The sequence below is a fragment of the Streptomyces sp. NPDC029159 genome, assembly GCF_055564055.1.
In genome coordinates this window covers 125,423-143,686 of record NZ_JBVHWT010000013.1, presented here as the reverse complement: position 1 = coordinate 143,686, position 18,264 = coordinate 125,423, and the positions used below count along the sequence as shown (strand labels likewise).

The window sequence follows — 18,264 nt, the reverse complement described above, 5'->3', positions numbered from 1 at the left end:
GAGGCGGGGCGGATGGGATGCGGAAACGTTCTCCATGGCGGTGTCGTCATGGGGTGTCCGCACGGAGGGCTGGTGGTGCCGGTCCCGGGCGCGGGTGCGGACGCGGTGTTGATCGACGGGGCGGCGGTGGCGACCGCCAGGGACTCGTTCACCGTCCGCGGGTGCCCGCATGTGGTGGCGGGGCGTCCGCAGCCCTGTACCGGCGTGCGGTTCCTGCCGGACGGCGGCGGTGACGGGCAGGTGTGCGTCGACGGGGTGCCGGTGCTGCTGGAGACGGCGGCGGGGATGTGTTTCAGCGCCGGGCTGGTGCCGCAGGGGCCGCCGGTGATCGCGTCGGCCGGTCAGGGATGGCCGGGCGGTTCCGAGGGGGTGATGTGCCGATGAGGGCGGCAGCACAGTACGTACGCCGGGCGGACCTGGCGTTTCCGTACCGCGTGGACCGGCGGGGGCGCACCGCGCAGGCGCGCTATGACGCCCATGTGCGGGATCTGGTCGAGCAGTTGCTGTTCACCAGCCCGGGCGAGCGGGTGATGCGGCCGGACTTCGGGTGCGGGCTGCTGGACCTGGTCTTCACGCCGAACAGTCCGGAGCTGGCCTCCGCGCTCGAACTGTCCGTGCAGGCGTCGCTCCAGCGCTGGCTGGGCGAGCTGATCGAGGTGGAGTCGCTGGACGTGGTGAGCGAGGAGAACGTGGTGCGGGTGTACCTCCGGTACGTGGTGCGCGCCACCGCCGCCCGTCGCGACGAGGTGTTCGAGGGGCGGGGGGCGGCATGACGGCCACCGGCACGTACACCGGGCGCCGGGAGCGGATCCGGCAGGCGCGGCGCAACGGCGTGGACGCGGTGGAGGTCTCCGAGGACGGGCGGACGCTGACCGTCACCTTCCTCGGCAAGGCCCCGCACGGGCTGCGTCCGGAGAACGTCCGGATCGACGGCGGGCGGCGGATCACCGGTATCGAGGCGCTGGAGATCACCGTCGAGCGGGAGGAGGACCCCGAGCTCGACGACCGGCTGGTGGTGACGGTGGACCGGACCGGCGACTTCTCCGTCTACCGGCTGTCGGTGGTGGAGACCGACCCGTACGGGCGGCCGGGCGGCGAGCCGTTCCCCGGGTTCGACCAGCGGTACTTCTCGGCGGAGTTCTCGTTCCGGCCGAACTGCCCGACGCCGTTCGACTGCGCGGACGGGGGCGGCGACGAGGGCGCGGGCGGGCTGCCGGGCGCCTTCCGGCAGCCCGCGCCCGTCATCGACTACACCGCCCGGGACTACGACACCCTCCGCCAGGTCGTCCTGGACCGGCTGCGGCTGACCTCCCCGGAGTGGCAGGAGCGCAATCCCGCCGACCTCGGCACGACGCTGGTCGAGCTGCTCGCGTACACCGCGGACCGGATCAGCTACCAGCAGGACGCGGTGGCGACCGAGGCGTATCTGGACACCGCGCGGCTGCGGACGTCGGTGCGGCGGCACGTCCGGCTGATCGACTATCCGATGCACGACGGGTGTACGGCGCGGGCGTTCGTGACGGTGGAGGTGGTGGCGCCGCTGACGCTGCTGCCGGGCTCGTTCCGCTTCGCCGCCGTCGACCACCGCGCGGACGGGCCGCAGGACCGGCCGCGGCTCGGTTCGGTGATCGACGACCGGGAGCTGGCGGTGCTGGCCGAGCGCGGGTCGCTGGAGGTGTTCGAGCCGGTGGTGCGGGACGCGCCGCTGACGCTGCTGCCCCGGCACAACGAGGTCCGGCTGTGGACCTGGGGCGGGGAGGTGTGCGGGCTGCCCAGGGGGGCGACCGCCGCCACTCTCACCGACGGGTGGGCCGATGAGGAGGGCGGCGCACGGGAGTTGGCGTTCGCCCCCGGCGATCTGCTGCTCTTCGAGGAGGTGCGGGGGCCGCGGACCGGGACGCCCGGCGATCAGGACCCGACGCACCGGCAGGTGGTGCGGCTGACCTCGGTCACCCCGGCCGTCGACCACCTCGTCGGGCAGCCGGTGCTGGAGGTCACCTGGGCCGCGGCGGACGCGCTGGCGTTCCCGCTGCGGCTGTCCGCCCTCGGCGGACGGGACTGCGCGCCCGTCGAGGACGTGAGCGTGGCGCGCGGCAATGTGGTGCTGGTGGATCACGGGCGGTCGCTGGAAGGGGGTGAGGGGCACGTTCCCGAGGTCCTCACCGTGCCGCCGGTCCCCGCGGTCCTGCCGTCCTGCGGGCCGCCGGCGTTCGGCTGCCGGGACGGCGGGCACGGCGGCAACGAGGTCGCGCAGCTGCTCGGCGGTCTCATCGAGCGGGCCGAGGGCGGGCGGGAGCTGACGCCCGACGACGTCCGGCGGCTGTTCACGGCGGTCGGTGAGGAGGCCGCGGAACGGGCCGGGATCGGGCTGGAGTCGGCCGGGCTGCGTACCGAGCGGGTGGTGCCGGGGACGGCGTACGCGCAGGCCGCGGCGGTGCGCACGCTGCTGGCGCAGTCGGTGTATCCGGGGATCGGGCCGCGGTTCCGCCCGGTGCTGGGGCGCGCGCCGGTCGTCCGGGCGGTGCCGTTCCCGCAGCCGCGGGATGTCGCGGCCGGGCAGGCGGAGCACCTGGCGGCGATCCCGGAGCGGGTGCGGGAGCGGCTGGTGGAGCTGTGGCGCAGCGCCCGGGACCGGGACGGGCTGGACGGGGCGGAGGTCGCCGAGCTGACCGTGCTGTTCGGCCTGGAACTGCTGGAGGCCCTGGAGCTGTCCCGGCATCCGGCGCGGGCGCTGCGGGAGCTGCTGCACCGCAGCCCGCAGCTGCTGGGCGGCAAGCTGCGCCGGTTGGCGGTGCTGGCGGCGCGGGCGCGGGCCGGGACGGTGCTGGACGGGCGGACCGCGTGGGAGATCGCGCACACCTGGGGTGCCCCGTACGCCGCCGGGCTGCATCCGGACGAGCCGGTGCTGCACGGTCCGGCCGCCGCCGTCCTCCAGGACCCGCGGGAGGCCCTGCCGGCGCTCCGCCTCCGGGAAGAGCGGCCGGGCGAGGGCGACGAGGCGGCGTGCGTCGCGTGGTTCCCCCGCCGTGACCTGCTCGGCAGCGGGCCCCGCGATCGGCATGTCGTCGGGGAGTTGAGGGACGACGGGCGGTTGGCGCTGCGGTTCGGCGACGGGCGCTACGGGGCCCGGCCGGAGCCCGGCAGCCGGCTCGTCGCCCACTACCGGCTCGGCGGCGGCACGGCCGGCAACGTCGGCGCCGAGGCGATCGGCCATCTGGTGCTGCGGCGCGACCCGGAGGAGTCCGAGGCCGCCGAGCCTCCCCCACGCTCGGCTTCGCTCGCGCGGGAGGTACCCCCCTCGGTGGCCGGGGTCCGCAATCCGCTGCCCGCGGTGGGCGGCACGGAGCCGGAACCGCTGGAACAGGTGCGGCAGTTGGCGCCGCTGGATCTGCGGCGGACCCGGCTGCGGGCGGTGACCGCAGGGGACTACGCGGCGCTCGCCGGTGAGCTGCCGGGCGTCCAGCGGGCGGCGGCCGAGATCCGGTGGACCGGCAGCGTCCAGGAGGCGCATGTCGCGGTGGACGCGTACGGGACCGAGGAGCCCTCACCGGCCCTGCTGGACGCCGTCGGGCAGGCGCTGGAGAGCTACCGCAGGATCGGGCACGACCTGGTGGTGCGGCCGGCGCGGTGGGTGCCGCTGGATGTGGCGCTGACGGTGTGTGCGGAGCCGGGGCACCAGCACGGGCAGATCCTGGCCGAGCTGTACCGGGTGCTGAGCGGCCGGGCGCTGCCCGGCGGGCGGACGGGCTTCTTCCATCCGGACGCGCTGACGTTCGGGGAGCCGGTCCGGCTGAGCCGGCTGGTCGCGGTGGCCGCGGCGGTGCCGGGCGTGCGGAGCGTGGTGGTGACCCGGCTGCGGCGGATGTTCCACGAGGACCGGGGGGAACGGGAGGCGGGGGTGCTGCGGCTGGGGCCGCTGGAGATCGCCCGCTGTGACAACGACCCGGACCGGCCGGAGAACGGCCGGCTGGTCATCGAGTTCGGGGGTGGGCGATGACGGAGCACGAGAGCTGTGGCTGTGGCTGCGACGGGGGCGGCGGGCACGACGAGCGGCGCGCCGACCCCGGGCTCTACAACCCGCCGGGGCGCACCGCCCTGAACTACCGCGTCGGGGACCATGGTTCGTTCCTGGCGGCGATGCGGGACCGGTTGGCGTCGCCGGCCTATCCGGCGCTGCGCGGGCTGACCGTCCGCACCCCCGACGACCCGTCCATCGGGCTGCTGGACGCCTGGGCCGTCCTCGGCGACCTGCTGACGTTCCACAGTGAGCGGATCGCCGACGAGGGGTATCTGCGGACCGCGAACGAGCACCGTTCGCTGGCGCTGCTGGGCCGGCTGGTGGGGCACCGGCCGCGGCCCGGGGTCGCCGCCGACACCCATCTCGCCTACACCCTGGACCGCGATCCGCGGGCCGGGGACCTGCCGGTGGTCGTCCCGCGCGGGGCGCGCAGCCACAGCGTGCCGGCCGGGTCGGACGAGGAGTCGCAGACCTTCGAGACCGACGAGGACCTCACGGCGCGCTGGGCGTGGAACACGCTCAAGGTGCGGCAGCGGCGGCCCGCGCTGCTGACCGCGGAGGACCTCACGTCCCGACCTGAGCTGCTGGTCGCGGGGACATCCACGGGGCTGACCGTCGGGGACCGGCTGCTGTTCGACTTCGGGGCGCAGCGGGTGCTGCTGCCGGTGGCGTCGGTGCGGGTGGACCGCACGGAGGACGTGACCGGGCTGGGGCTGCCGAAGGCGGCGCCGGCGTCGCTGCCGGAGCTGGTTGCCGAGCTGCGGGCGTGGATCACCGAGCCGCCGCTGTCGGTGGACCCGGACGATCCGGACCATCCGGCGCCGCCCTCGCCGCAGGCTCCCAATCCTCGGCCGGTCAGCCATTTCGTCGCCGACTTCGACGCGCAGGTGCTGGCGCCGCTGCGGAAGGACCTGGACGCGCTCGCCACTCCGGAGGCGTTCGTGGCGCGGCTGGCCGGTCCGCATGAGCGGCTGGCGGAGGCGCAGGCGGTGGCGGCCGGGTATCCGGAGGCCGTGGCGTGGTTCGAGGAGCTGCAGGCGGTCGTCGGCGAACTGGCGGCCCGGGCCGACCAGTTGGCCGGGGAGCCGGTCGCGGATCCCGCGCCCGGGGCCGAGGAGCCGGCGGCCGGAGCGCCGGCGGCGGCCGGGCCGGGTCCGGCCGCCGCTCCCCCGCTTCCGGCGGCACTCGCCGCGCTCGCGACCGTGCTGCCCGCGCTGCGCACCAGGGTCGTCCGCCCGCCGTCCGCGGCCCAGGACGCGGCCGGCGATCCCGGTCGGGCGTTCGGCGCCGGCGCCGATCTGGGCGCACGGCTGCTCTCCGCGCTGGACCCGCGGATCGCCGACGGCCTCTATCCGGCGTGGCGGGGCGCCGCTCCACCGGCCCGGGCGGCCGCCGCGGCGCCCGCGGCCCAGCCGCTGCTGCGTGCCCTGCTGGCCATGCGGGTCACCGCCGCCCCGTTCGGTGCGACGGCTCCGCTCAAGCCCGTCCAGGACGACCGCGGCCGGGTCGTGCGGACCGCGGACTGGCCGCTGACCGGGGCGGCGCTGACGACGGTGCGGATGGTGTTCGACACCGCGGGGAAGGCCCTGGTCCGGGCCGAACTCCAGCATGTGGAGGCCGGGAACTCGGTGCAGCGGGCGGAGAACCTGCCCGCCGACATCAGCTTCGAACTGGGACCGGGACACGTCGAGTTGCACTCCCGGACGGGCCCCGAGCACGAGGTGAGCTGGCTGGGCCGGCGCTCCGCGGACGCCCCGGAGGCCGGGGTGACGGCGCAACTGCTGGCCGGACTGCCGGAGCGGACGCTGTCCGTCTCCCGGCCCGGTGAGGACGGCCGGGTGCACGTCGCGGTCGAGGGCGGGACGGCGCGGTCCTGGCAGCTGGCGCCCGGCGAGCACCAGCAGGTCACGGACGGCGCGTTCGAGGTGCGGGTGCGGGTGGCGGCCGGTGGTGAGCCGCCGGGCGTGGAGATCGGGGTCGCGACGGTGCCCACCCCGGCCGACCGGCACGCGCTGGCGCTGGACGCGGTGTACGACGGGATCACGGTCGGCAGCTGGGTCGCCGTCGAGCGGCCCCGCAAGGGCGCCGACGGCCCGGACGGCATCCCCGGCGACAAGAAGCTGGCGTTCGTCACCACCCGGGTCACCGCGGTCCGCACCGCGGTGCACGCCCAGTACGGGATCACCGGCCGGGGCACCCTGCTGACACTGGGCGACCCGTGGCTGGACGAGCACGATGTGACGCTGGACGCGATCCGGGACACGACCGTGCACGCCGCGGGCCAGGAGCTGACGCAGGCGGACGAGCCGGTGGGCGAGGACGTCCACGGCGACCGGCTGGAGCTGGCCGAGTTGTACGACGGCCTGCGGCCGGGCCGCCGGCTGCTCGTCTCGGGTGAGCGGACCGACATCCCCGGCGTGAGCGGGGTGCGCGGCACCGAGCTGGCGGTGATCGCGGAGGTGGCGCAGACCCTCGACCCGGAGCTGCCCGGCGACCGGGTGCACACCGCGCTCACCCTCACCCGGAACCTCGCCCACCGCTACCGGCGGGAGACGGTTCACGTCCAGGGCAACGTGGTCCCGGCGTCGCACGGTGAGAGCCGTGACGAGGCGATCGGCAGCGGTGACGCCGCGCGCGCCAACCAGACCTTCGAGCTGTGGCAGTCCCCGCTGACCTGGCGGCCGGCCGACAACCCGCTGGGGGCCGTCCCGCAGTTGGAGATCCGGGTGGACGGGCTGCGCTGGCATCCGGTGGACAGCCTGGCCGGGCGCGGCCCCGAGGAGCGGGTGTACGTCACCGGCACGACGGGGGACGGCAGGACGACGGTGACGTTCGGGGACGGGGTGCACGGTGCCCGGGTGCCGACCGGCCACGACAACGTGCGGGCCCGCTACCGCTTCGGCACCGGCCGGGGCGCCAACGTCGCGGCGGACCGGATCACCCAGGCCGTCACCCGCCCGCTGGGCGTCACCGCCGTCACCAATCCGCAGCCGGCCACCGGCGGCGCGGACGCGGACGGCCCGGCGCTGACCCGGCGCACCGTCCCGCTGGCGGTCTCCGCGCTGGACCGGCTGGTGTCGCTGGCCGACTACGAGGACTTCGCACGCTCCCGGGCGGGCATCGGCCGGGCGTCGGCCCGTGAGGTGTTCGACGGGCGGCGGCAGGTGCTGCACGTGACGGTGGCCGGGGTGGACGACATCCCGATCGCGCCGGACGCGGAGGTGCTGCGGGCGCTGCGGGCCTCGTTGGCGGAGTACGGCGACGGGCGGCTGCCGGTCCGGGTCGACGTGCGGGAGCCGGTGCTGCTGCTGTGCGCGGCGAAGATCAAGGTCGCCCCGGACCACGCCTGGTCGCTGGTCGAGCCGCGGGTCCGGGCGGCGCTGCTGGCGCGGCTCGGCTACGACGGCCGGGAGCTGGGGCAGCCGGCCCGCCTGTCGGAGGTGCTGGCCGCCGCGCAGGCGGTGCCCGGGGTGGATTACGTGGACGTGGACGCCTTCACCGGCGTCCCGGCGTCCGTCACCGCGGCCGGACTCGCCGCCCTGTCCGACACGTTGGCGGGCCCTCCGCAGGCGTCCGTCCCGGCCCGGCTCGCCCGCTTCGACGAGCGGATCCACGAGGTCACGGCGGAGGGCGGGCAGACGCTGACCTCCGTCGCCGCCGCGTACGGCATCCCGCTGGCCGCGCTGCTGGGCCTCAACCCCGACCTCACCGACACCCGCCCGCTGCCCAGGGGCCGCGCGGTCTGCGTCTTCCGCGGCGTCCGGCCGGCGCAGCTCGCGCTGTTCGCCCCGCAGGTCGCGGACACGTTGATCCTTACCGAGGAGACCCGATGACCACCAACAGGGAGCCGGACGGGCTCGCGGAGCTGCTCCCGCAGTGGCACCGGCTGCGCGACGCCGAGCAGGGTGAGCCGCTGCGGGCCCTGCTGGCGGTGATCGCCGAGCAGGTGGACCGGGTCCGGGACGGCGTCGCCCAGCAGTACGACGACTGGTTCGTGGAGACCGCCGCCGAGTGGGTGCTGCCCTACCTGGGCGATCTGGTGGGCTACCGTCCGCTGCCCGGCTACGAGCGGGTGCTGGCCACCGGGCTGCGGGACGGCGGGTTGCCGGACTCCTCGCGGCGGCGGCTGGCGGAGGCGCTGGCGCCGCGCCGCGATGTGGCCGCCACGGTCGCCAACCGGCGGCGCAAGGGCACCCTGGCGCTGCTGGAGGAGCTGTCCGAGGGGGTGGCGGGCTGGCCGGCGCGGGCGGTGGAGCTCTCCCGGCTGGTGGCGCACCAGCAGCCGGTGCGGCTCTACGGGGCGGCCGACGCGGTGCGGAGCGGGCGCGGCCGGCTGGTGGACGTCCGCGACGGCGCGGCGCTGGACCTGGCCGGCGGGCCGTTCGCCACGCTCCCCCGCTCGGTGGACGTGCGGCGCGCCAACTCCGCCCGTTCCCAAGGGGGTTACTCGCCCACCGGGGTCGGCCTGTTCGTCTGGCGGCTGAAGCCGTACCCGGTGACCCGCGCCCCGGCGTACTGCCTGGACCGGGCCCGTAACCTCTACACCTTCTCGATCCTCGGCAACGACACCCCGCTGGTGACCCGCCCGGAGCCGGAGCCGTCGGCGACCCACCTCGCCACCGTCGACAACGTCCCGGCGCTGATCACCCGCCGCCAACTGCACGACCGGCTCGCGGACCACTACGGGCCGGGCAAGAGCTTCGTGATCCGGCGGGACGACGAGGACCATCCGGTCCCGTTGGCCGACATCGTCGTCGCGGACCTCACCGGCTGGCGCTACCGGCCCAGGCGCGGGCAGGTCGCCATCGACCCGGAGCTGGGGCGGATCGCGTTCGGGGCCCGTTCGGCGCCGCGGCAGGGCATCTGGGTGGACTACCACTACGGTTTCGGGGACGACCTGGGCGGCGGGGAGTACCACCGGGACCCCGTGACCCCGCCGGACGCCGCCGTCTACCGGGTCGGCCCCGACGCGCCGTTCCACCGGATCATGGACGCCTACGCGGCCTGGCAGCACGACCGGCGCTCCGGCCGGTGCGGTCCCGACGGTGTCATCGAGATCGTCCACAGCGGTGCCTACCAGGAGCAGTTGGACTTCGATCTGGAGCCGGGCGACCGGCTCCAGCTGCGCGCGGCGGAGGGCACCCGCCCGGTGATCCGGCTGCTGGACTGGTACAGCAACCGGCCGGACGCGCTCAACGTCCGGGCCGTGGCGGATGGGGGCGCGCCGGGCGAGCGTCCGCGGATGGTGCTGGACGGGCTGCTGGTGACCGGCCGCGGCCTGAATGTCACCGGCCCGCTGGGCTCGCTGGTGCTGCGGCACTGCACCCTGGTACCCGGCTGGTCGCTGGAGCCGGAGTGCCACCCCGTCTCCCCGGAGGAGCCGAGCCTGGTCCTGGACCGGACCACGGCCTGTGTGGAGATCGACCGGACGATCCTCGGCACCATCGAGGTGATCGGCGACGAGGTCGGCACCGACCCGCTCCCCATCCATCTGCGCGACAGCATCCTGGACGCCACCGGCACCGACCGCGCCGCGCTGTCCGCGCCGGACTGCCGGCACGCTCACGCGGAGCTGTCGGCGCACCGGGCCACGGTCCTGGGCGAGGTCCATGTGCACGCGGTGCGGATCGCCGAGAACAGCCTCTTCACCGGCGTGGTGCGGGTGGCCCGGCGCCAGGTGGGCTGCGTCCGCTTCAGCTACGTCCCGCCGGGCTCACGCACCCCGCGGCGCTACCGCTGCCCGCCGGACCCGGCGGGCCCCGGCGGGGAAGCCGGCCCGGTCCGGCCGCTGCTGCGCGGCGAGCGCTACGGCACACCGTGGTACGGGCAGTCGGCGGCGAGCAGCCCCGAGGAGATCGTCCGCGGCGCGGAGGACGGCGCCGAGCTGGGCGCGTACCACGATCTCTACCTCCCGCAGCGTACGGACAGCCTGCGGGCCCGGCTCGCGGAGTACACCCCGGCGGGCACCGAGGCGGGGATCGTGTTCGTGACATGACCCCGCACCCCGTCCGCCCGCCGTCGCCCCACCGTCCGCCCGCCGGGCACCCGCCGCGCGCGACCGCCCACCACCACCGACCGTCAGAGCTTCCGTACGAGGGGGACCCCTTCCATGCACGCTGACCTCTCCCGCATCACCTACCGGCCGGAGCGCCACTACTCCGCGGTGGTGGCGCAGCAGGGCCGGGTCCAGCTGGACGCCGACGCCAACGAGCAGACCGCGATCCAGCTGTTCCGGTCCCGCACTCTGGCCGCCGACCTGATCGGCCCGCACGGCGGCCCGCAGGGCGCCACCGGCTTCCATGTCGAACTGCGCGGCGGCCCGCACGAATTGGACGACCTGGTCATCGGCGGCGGCCGCTACTACGTCGACGGCATCCTGTGCGACGCGACCCGCCCCCGGCCCGGCACACCGGTGCCGACGACGCCTGCCAAGGAGGGCGACGCCGACCCGGCGGAGCCGGTCGCTCCCGCCGCGGACGAGACCTGGACGTACTGGAACCAGCCCGACGGCTTCCGCGACCCCGAACGCCCCGGTGACCGCCTCCCCTCCCACTTCCCGTACCTGGTCTACCTCAAGGTGTGGGAGCGGCTGGTCACCGCGGCGGAGGACCCGGCGCTGCGCGAGGTGGCGCTGGGCGCCGCGCTGCCGGACACCGCGGCCCGCACCAAGGTGGTGTGGCAGGTGCTGCCGCTGCCCGCGTCCGAGCTGCGGCTGGACGGTGACAACCCGCCGGCCGAGGAGATCCACGCCGCCTTCGCCGACTGGGCGCGCAAGGCCGCCGCCCCGGCCTGCCGGCTGGCGGCCCGCAGCAGGCGCCCCGATCACGGCGACGACGACCCCTGCCTGGTCGCCCCGGAGGCCCGCTACCGCGGCCCGGAGAACCAGCTCTACCGCGTCGAGGTCCACGAGGGCGGCACCGCCGAGGACGCCACCTTCAAGTGGTCCCGGGAGAACGCCTCCCCCACCTTCCCCGTCGACGCACTCGACGGCACCTGGGTGGAACTGGCCTCCCTGGGGGGCGACGACAAACTCTCCCTCCACGTCGGGGACCGGGTCGAGTTCGTGGACACCGCGTACAGCAGCCGGGGTGAGGCGGCGCCGCTGCTGCGGGTGGAGGAGGTCGACCTGCCCGGCCGCCGGGTGCGGCTCTCCGACGAGCCGGCGCCGGGCGTGGGACGGCGGCCCGAGCTCCATCCGTTCCTGCGCCGGTGGGACCACCAGGAGCCCGGCCACCACCGCACGGTCCGCCGCGGTGAGGGGGCCGGCCGGCTCCGGCACGGTGCGGTGCCGGTCGAGGAGGGCGACTGGCTGCCGTTGGAGGACGGCGTCGAGGTGTACTTCGAGACCGGCGGCAGCTACCGCACCGGCGACTTCTGGCTGATCCCGGCCCGCACCGCGACCGGCGGCGTCGAATGGCCCACCGACCCGGCGCGCCGCCCGCTGCTCCAGCACCCCCTGGGCGTCGTCGTCCACTACGCGCCGCTGGCCTGGGTGCACGGCGAGGAGGCCGTTCCCGACCTGCGGTACACGTTCCGGCCGCTGGCGACCCCCGTCCAGGCGGCGGACGACGCGGCAGCGGCCCCGGTGGGCGGCCCGGAGGAACCGTACGGGACACCGGATCAGGACACCGGCGGCGCCGACGACATCGGCACACCGTCGACCGGCGCGGCTCCGGCGCGCCCCCGCTCACAGACGACGGCGGAGGCCGAGGCCCAGGTGGACGAGACGGGGGTGGCGGACTGATGGCCACTCCCCTGACCGGCACCCAGCTCCTGGCCGCGCTACGGGCGGAGGGCCTGGTCGTCCACGAGGTGCGCGACTGGCGCCGGCACCACCGCAACACCAAGGGCGGCTGGGGCCCGGTGAACGGGGTGGTCGTCCACCACACCGCCACCGAGGCCACCGACGCCTCGGTGAGCCTCTGTTACGACGGGCGCCCGGACCTGCCCGGCCCGCTGTGCCACGGGGTCATCGACAAGGCCGGTGAGGTCCACCTCGTCGGCAACGGGCGCGCCAACCACGCCGGCCTCGGCGACCGCAACGTCCTCCAGGCCGTCATCGAGGAGGAGCAGCTCCCCAAGGCCCACCTCTCCGACACCGACGGCAACCGCCACTTCTACGGCTTCGAGTGCATCAACCTCGGCGACGGCGAAGACCCGTGGCCCGAAGCCCAGTTGCTGGCGGCGGAGAAGGCCGCGGCGGCGCTCTGCCGGGCGCACGGCTGGGGCGCACGGTCGGTGATCGGCCACAAGGAGTGGCAGCGGGAGAAGATCGACCCGCGCGGCTTCTCCATGGACACACTCCGGGACCGGATCAAGACCCGCCTGGATGCGGCCCCGGAGGCGCCGAGCGCGGGCGAAGGCGCGGGTGGGGGCGCCGGTCCGGCGGGCGGTGGGCCCGGCGGGGCTGACGAGGGCGGTGACGGCTATCCGTCGCCGGTGCCGCCGATGCCCCGCCATCCGCCCTACGAGCCCTTCCCCGGCGGCGAGTTCTTCCGTCCCGGGGCCGGCGGCCCGGTGATCGCGGCGATGGGCGAACGCCTGGTGGCCGAGGGCTGCGGCCACTACCGACGCGGCCCCGGCCCGGACTGGAACGAGGCCCACCGCAAGTCCTACGCCTCCTGGCAACGCAAACTCGGCTTCCACGGCAAGGACGCAGACGGCATCCCGGGGCGCGTCACATGGGATCAGCTTTGTGTGCCGAACACCCAAGCTGGGGCGGGTGGTTGATGGAGCTTGTGGGGGGGGGAGTGAGGTGGGCCCGGGTGCGGGTCGGGGTACGGTATCGGGTCAGCTCGAGTGCGGGATCGAGTGCCCGGGAATATCCGTCCGGCCGGTCGCGTTGTGGCCCCGCAGGGGGCCCACACGTCCCCTAGGGAATCCGTTCCCCTGCCCACCTAGGGGGCCACCCAGGAGCCCACCCCCGCTGCGATCTGCACAACCGTCAACGTCTCGTCCGCCCACCGCCGCCGAAGGCGCGCGACGCGCTCGGCCCTCGCTTCTGTGTGCAGGTTCGCCGTCGTCCTTGTGGATCCGATGGGTGGATCCGATGGGGCACGTCCTGCCGCGAGGCGGCGCCCGGCTCCAGCCGGATCGGCACGGGAACAGGCCCGAATCGCCCCCTTGACTGCGGGTCAGCGGGCACGCCGGCGCCGAAGCAGCGCGGGCAGGAAGAGCAGTAGCAGGCTGTAGTACTGCAGCACGGGTACGGCGAGGGCGAGGGCGAGGGCCAGGACCAGAGAGAGGACGTTGAGACAGCTCTCGGTGTAGGACTCCTGGAGCTCGCCCGGTTCCTGATCGTCCTCGTCGAGCAACCCCGGGGTGGTCTTCAGGATCCTCAGCATCGCCACCCGGCACACCATGCCGGCCAGGAGGGTGGTGTAGTAGAACGCCGCCACGAACCGGTCACGGCCGAAGGCGCCGATCATCTCCGTCGGGAGAGGCAGCACGACAACGGAGAGCAGCCACCCCATGTTCCACACCATCAAGGAGCGGGTGGCCCTCACGACCGATGAGAAGGCCCGGTGGTGCTCCCGCCAGACGTTCGCGATGACCGCGAAGCTGAGCAGGAAGCTCCATATCTGGTCGAGGTGACCGGTGATCACCTCGCTGGCGCGCTCGTGGGCGGACGCGGCCTCCGGGACGAGATCGACCAGCGGCAGGACCAGCAGAGTGATCGAGATCGCGGTCACCGCGTCGGTGAACAACACCAACCGTTCCCCCGAGAGGCCCCCTTCGCTCCTGCCCCGCGCGGGAAGCGGCGGCGGAGCCGGGTCGCATTTTCCCGCTTCGGTTTCGTCAACGGCGTTGCCAGCACTCATGCGTGTTGCACCTTTCTTCTGTCCGACCCATCGGGCCGGGGTCTGCCGGAGGTGGCCGCTCCCACGGCCGGGGCGGACTACAACCTCTGTCTGTACAAGGGCTGTTGGGTAAACGGCTACGAGTTCGAGCACGAGGCAGCCGCTGCCCACGGGGCAGGTCCGGCCGTGGCCGTAGCGCCGGCCGGAAGCGCCTACCGTGCGGATGCCTGTCCGGATGACGCCGCGCCGGCCGCGGTGCGGTACCGGCGGCGGGCGGGGGGGGTCGAACGGAGGGCTGCAGGCCGCGCGAGTCATGCTGCGCCCTCCGCGCCCCGGTTCAGGCCGAGGCGCGGCGCTGCCCGGAGGCGCGCACCATCAGCGCTCCCGAGCGGGTGAGCAGCGCGGCGATCGCCATGAGCACCAGCCCGTTGGTGACGATCGAGGCGATGTCCTGGGGCAGGGCACCGTGCCGGAAGAAGAAGCGGCCCAGCTCGGAGCTGTACCAATAGGTGGCGCCGATGGAAAACACCGAGCGGACGACAACCAGGCCGATCCACAGCGCCGCGTAGCTGCGGCCGGCCCGGGCGACGACCCGGCCGTCCTGCTCCCGGAAGACCTGGACCTGGCTGACCGCGAGCAGCCCGAACAGCACGCCGGCCGCGAGGCCGCAGATTTCGACGGCCAGGCCGATCCCGGTGTCGAAGAAGGTGTGGACGAACACGGGGACGATGATCACCGCGACGATCAGCGGGCGGAGCAGGCGTCCGCGGCTCACCGCCTTGGTGCCGAGGTCGGCGTGGAGGGTCGTGAGCAGCACGACGACGTTGATGAGGAGAGCGCTCTGCAAAGTGGACATGGCTTCCGCCCGTAGGTGAAGGGGATTCGTGTCCACACAGCGTCAGACCTGTGCCACGGCCCGGGCGTCGGCCGAGGAGCCCAGGAGGGTGGAGCGCGGATACCTCCACCCTCCTCCACCCTGCTCCACCCTCCGGCGGACCCCGATCCGAACTGCGGGGAAAAGGTGTGTGCCAAGCTGAAATCATGGCTGTGATCACAGAAGGCAAGCCGCCGTCGGCACCCCCCGTGCCACCGCGACCGATCCTGCTGCGTCCCGACCTCTGGCAGCACCTGCTCCCCCGGGTGCTCGGGCTGGTTCTGGTGCTGGTCGGCCTGCCGTTCTCGGACGGGCTCGTCTGGTCCGCCACCACCTGCGTGCTGGTGGCGCTGATGAGCGGCGCCTGGGCGCTGTGGTGCGTGGCCGGCCTCCGGGCGGGATCTCCGGTGCCCGAGGCATGGGCAGCGTCGATCCTGGGCGCCACCATGATCAGCGGAAATCTCCTGATCACCCTCGAACCCAAGGCGATGCTGGCCACGGCGATCGTCGGGATGGCGATGGTGTCGTCCGGGGCGGTCCTGCCCACGCTGGCCGGCGCGGCCGTGCTGGCGGCTGGTGTCCTGGCGCTGGCGATCGGCGGGATCGTGGCCGGTTTCCCCGGCCAGGCATGGGCGGAGGTCGCCGCCTGGATCGCCGCCCTGCTGGCTTGTCAGCTCGCCGGCGCGACCCGGCGCAGCATCGGGACTCAGCACGCGCAGGCCGAGGAACTGTTGCGGCAGACCCGGCGCGCGCAAGAGGAGAAGCAGCGGGCCGCGGCGCTGGCCGAGCGGACCCGGATCGCCCGGGAGATCCACGACGTCCTGGCGCAGTCGCTGGGCGCCCTGGCGGTCCAGCTGGACGTGACCGACTCGCTGCTCACCGCGGATCCGCCGCGCACCGGAGAGGCGGTCGAGCGGGTCCACAACGCCCGCCGGATCGCCGTCGACGGACTGACCGAAACCCGCCGCGCGATCGCGGTCCTGCGTGCGGACACCCCGCCCCTGCCGGAGGCTCTCACCGCGCTGGTCCACGACCACCGCACCGCCTCCGGCGCGCCCGCGATCTTCACACCGGTCGGCACCCCGCGCACGCTCGAACCAGAGGTCGGGCTGGCGTTGTTGAGAGTCGCCCAGGAGTCCCTGGCGAACGCCGCCAAGCACGCCCACGGACGGGAGTTGACCGTCACTTTGGAATACGAACAGGACCAGGTGAGGCTCACCGTGCTGTCCGGGCCCGCCGGCTCCGGAGTCGGCGAGGCCGCCCCACGGCCCCGAGTGGCGGGGATGGACGGCGGCTACGGTCTGGCCGGCATGCGTGAGCGGCTGCTGCTGATCGGTGGCGACCTGACGGCCGGCCCCACCCCGGAGGGGTGGCGCGTGCAAGCAGAGGTGCCCGCATGAGTACCCGGGTGGTGGTCGTCGACGACCAGGCGGTGATCCGCGAAGGCTTGATGACCCTGCTGGACATGATGCCCGGCATCGACGTCGTCGCCGGGGGCGCGAACGGCGAGGAGGCCATCTCCAAGGTCGCCGAAACGCACCCGGACGCGGTGCTGATGGACCTGAGCATGCCGGGGATGGGCGGCGTGGAGGCCACCCGCCGGATCGTGGCGGCGCACCCGGACGTGGCCGTCGTGGTGCTGACGACCATAGCGGACGATCAGCTGATTCTGGACGCCCTGCAGGCCGGCGCCCGCGCCTACCTGACCAAGGACTCTGGCAAGACCGAGATCGTCCGCGCGATCGAGGCCGCACTCGCCCGGCACACCACCTTGGACCCGATCGTCCAGGAACGGCTGCTGGCCGCCGCCCTGCGCGGCGCCGACCACACGACCGAACAGCGGCAGGCCGAACCGTCGCACGACCTGCTGACCCCGCGCGAGTCCGACGTACTGCGGCTGCTCGCCCAAGGGTTGTCGAACCGCGCGATCGGCCGACGCCTGCTGGTGGGCGAGGCCACCGTCAAGACCCACGTCAACCACCTGTTCGCCAAGCTCCGGATCCACAACCGCGCGGAGGCCGTCGCCTGGGCCCACGCCCACGGCTTCGGACCCGGTGCGGACGGCGTGCGCTCAGGCCGGCCCACCGGGTGAGCGGCGCGCCGACGATCGATCAGTGACCGGCGGATCACCGGATCCGGCACAGGTGCCGGCAATGGGCGGGAGGCTGACCTGCACGCCCTGGGAGGACACGTTTGCGTGGGCTTCGACTCCGCGCTGCGGTGACCGCCCCTGGTGCCTCTTGGTCATGGCGCTGCGCCTTCGCCAGAGGGCCCGGGCCACAGCGACGCCCGGCGGTGGCTTTGGGCGGGGTTCCATCGGGGAGCTTCGTGCCAGGGATGCCGTCGATCTCGTCGACCGCCCTCGTGGCCACGGCCGGCCTCGCCGATCCGCTGTGTCCCCGTGTTCCGCGTCGTGTCGCGCCCTGTGTCCCAGCATGTGCTTTGCGCCGGCGACGTCCAAGGCCCCGTAGGCGGGAACCATCCGCCACAGACCCCATCCGTTGCTCGCGGGACGCCTCCGCTCGAACGGAGGCGTCCCGGGAATCGGCATTCTCGGTAGCCTGGAAGGTCCATGTGTCCGGTCGGCCCGTGCGAGGGCTTCCGACGGAGAGTGACGAGGCTGCAGTGAGTGAACCGACGAAGCCCGAGGTCAACGTTCCGGAGGGCGACGCCCCCACCGAACTGACCATCCAGGACCTGATCGTCGGGGACGGGGCCGAGGTGAAACCGGGCATGGCGGTCAGGGCTCACTACGTCGGAGTGACATACGAGTCCGGGAAGGAGTTCGACGCCTCCTGGAACCGGGACGAACCGTTCAAGTTCACCCTGGGCGGCGGCAAGGCCATCAAGGGCATGGACCGGGGAATGAGAGGCATGAAGGTCGGCGGCCGACGCGAGATCATCGTCCCCCCACGCCTCGGCTACGGCAAACAGTCACCCTCACCATTGATCCCAGCAGGCTCAACCCTCGTCTTCGTGGTGGACCTGCTCGACGCGTACTCCCGCACAGCCGGATGGAGCAACACATAGCGGCACCGACCGCCCCTCCTCTGGAACATGCTGCGTCGCCTCCCGGATGTTGGTGCCGCCGTGCTCCTCGCTGCCGCTCCTGCAACTGCTGCCAGGAGCAGCCCGAGGTGGCGACGGAGATGATCGCGGCCACCAAGCACTCGCGGTCCCCAGTTCGCCGACGCCCGCCGCCCTGCGGGCGTCTGAGCACCTTCTCCGGCACCACCCGCCGGAACAGCTCCCACCACTCTTCGGGCACCATCTGCTCAGCAAGACTCGTCATGCTCAGGGCAACAGCCCGTAGCCCCAAAGGAGGCGACGTCCAACCACCCGCCACTGTCCCGGAGCGCGCCTCACCAGATGGTCACGGGCGGCGTCGACGGGCGGAAGGCTCATGAACGCCGGACCGGTCATGCAGCACCACCCACCACTCCCCGCCCCCTTGCACCACCCCGCTGACCAGGACTAACGTCCCCTCAGCCGATACCGCTTCCCTCAGAACTACGCAGGAGAGCTCGCGGCCCAGGCAGCATCGGGCGCGGCAGCTCTCGTCACCGGCAGTC

The 18,264-nt window shown here is 74.1% G+C and carries 12 protein-coding genes and 1 pseudogene; 10 read left to right on the top strand and 3 right to left on the bottom strand.

Going from position 1 to position 18,264, the window contains the following annotated elements; genetic code table 11:
* The first annotated feature begins 72 nt into the window (after positions 1 to 72).
* From ACZ4U4_RS23800 to ACZ4U4_RS23770, 7 genes are all read left to right on the top strand, one after another.
* Positions 73 to 384, top strand: coding sequence for a hypothetical protein (locus ACZ4U4_RS23800; protein ID WP_467877794.1), 312 nt, complete (start codon positions 73 to 75; stop codon positions 382 to 384).
* On the top strand, positions 381 to 773 hold the full coding sequence (locus ACZ4U4_RS23795) for a GPW/gp25 family protein (protein ID WP_467877792.1): 393 nt from the start codon (positions 381 to 383) through the stop codon (positions 771 to 773). Before ACZ4U4_RS23800 ends, ACZ4U4_RS23795 begins: the two co-directional genes overlap by 4 nt.
* On the top strand, positions 770 to 3,997 hold the full coding sequence (locus ACZ4U4_RS23790; protein WP_467877789.1) for a putative baseplate assembly protein: 3,228 nt from the start codon (positions 770 to 772) through the stop codon (positions 3,995 to 3,997). The genes ACZ4U4_RS23795 and ACZ4U4_RS23790 overlap by 4 nt, the downstream gene beginning before the upstream one ends.
* Positions 3,994 to 7,851, top strand: a complete 3,858-nt coding sequence (locus tag ACZ4U4_RS23785; RefSeq protein ID WP_467877787.1) for a putative baseplate assembly protein — start codon at positions 3,994 to 3,996, stop codon at positions 7,849 to 7,851. Before ACZ4U4_RS23790 ends, ACZ4U4_RS23785 begins: the two co-directional genes overlap by 4 nt.
* Positions 7,848 to 10,013 carry a hypothetical protein gene (locus ACZ4U4_RS23780; protein ID WP_467877785.1) on the top strand — a complete coding sequence of 722 codons (2,166 nt, stop codon included), beginning with the start codon at positions 7,848 to 7,850 and terminating at the stop codon, positions 10,011 to 10,013. Before ACZ4U4_RS23785 ends, ACZ4U4_RS23780 begins: the two co-directional genes overlap by 4 nt.
* A 114-nt stretch (positions 10,014 to 10,127) precedes the next feature.
* Positions 10,128 to 11,762 carry a DUF6519 domain-containing protein gene (locus ACZ4U4_RS23775; protein ID WP_467877783.1) on the top strand — a complete coding sequence of 545 codons (1,635 nt, stop codon included), beginning with the start codon at positions 10,128 to 10,130 and terminating at the stop codon, positions 11,760 to 11,762.
* A complete protein-coding gene (locus ACZ4U4_RS23770; RefSeq protein WP_467877780.1) occupies positions 11,762 to 12,748 on the top strand; it encodes a peptidoglycan-binding protein in 987 nt (328 codons plus the stop codon). The genes ACZ4U4_RS23775 and ACZ4U4_RS23770 overlap by 1 nt, the downstream gene beginning before the upstream one ends.
* A gap of 404 nt (positions 12,749 to 13,152) precedes the next feature.
* Here the strand turns inward: ACZ4U4_RS23770 and ACZ4U4_RS23765 are convergent, their stop codons facing one another.
* Positions 13,153 to 13,728: a TMEM175 family protein gene (locus ACZ4U4_RS23765; RefSeq protein ID WP_467877778.1), complete on the bottom strand. Its 576-nt coding sequence runs from the start codon at positions 13,726 to 13,728 to the stop codon at positions 13,153 to 13,155.
* A gap of 427 nt (positions 13,729 to 14,155) precedes the next feature.
* Positions 14,156 to 14,674, bottom strand: coding sequence for a hypothetical protein (locus ACZ4U4_RS23760; RefSeq protein ID WP_467877775.1), 519 nt, complete (start codon positions 14,672 to 14,674; stop codon positions 14,156 to 14,158).
* A 185-nt stretch (positions 14,675 to 14,859) separates the two neighbouring features.
* Between ACZ4U4_RS23760 and ACZ4U4_RS23755 the strand changes: the two genes are divergently transcribed.
* The 3 genes from ACZ4U4_RS23755 (at position 14,860) to ACZ4U4_RS23745 (ending at position 17,722) form a co-directional block, all read left to right on the top strand.
* Positions 14,860 to 16,092: a sensor histidine kinase gene (locus ACZ4U4_RS23755; protein ID WP_467877773.1), complete on the top strand. Its 1,233-nt coding sequence runs from the start codon at positions 14,860 to 14,862 to the stop codon at positions 16,090 to 16,092.
* Complete coding sequence (locus tag ACZ4U4_RS23750) at positions 16,089 to 16,784, top strand: response regulator (protein WP_467877770.1); 696 nt, start codon at positions 16,089 to 16,091, stop codon at positions 16,782 to 16,784. Before ACZ4U4_RS23755 ends, ACZ4U4_RS23750 begins: the two co-directional genes overlap by 4 nt.
* A 533-nt stretch (positions 16,785 to 17,317) precedes the next feature.
* On the top strand, positions 17,318 to 17,722 hold the full coding sequence (locus ACZ4U4_RS23745; RefSeq protein WP_467877767.1) for an FKBP-type peptidyl-prolyl cis-trans isomerase: 405 nt from the start codon (positions 17,318 to 17,320) through the stop codon (positions 17,720 to 17,722).
* 82 nt (positions 17,723 to 17,804) lie between these two features.
* Here the strand turns inward: ACZ4U4_RS23745 and ACZ4U4_RS23740 are convergent.
* Positions 17,805 to 17,984 (bottom strand): annotated as a pseudogene (locus tag ACZ4U4_RS23740) (IS5/IS1182 family transposase); the annotation flags it as partial.
* Between the last annotated feature and the right edge of the window lie 280 nt (positions 17,985 to 18,264).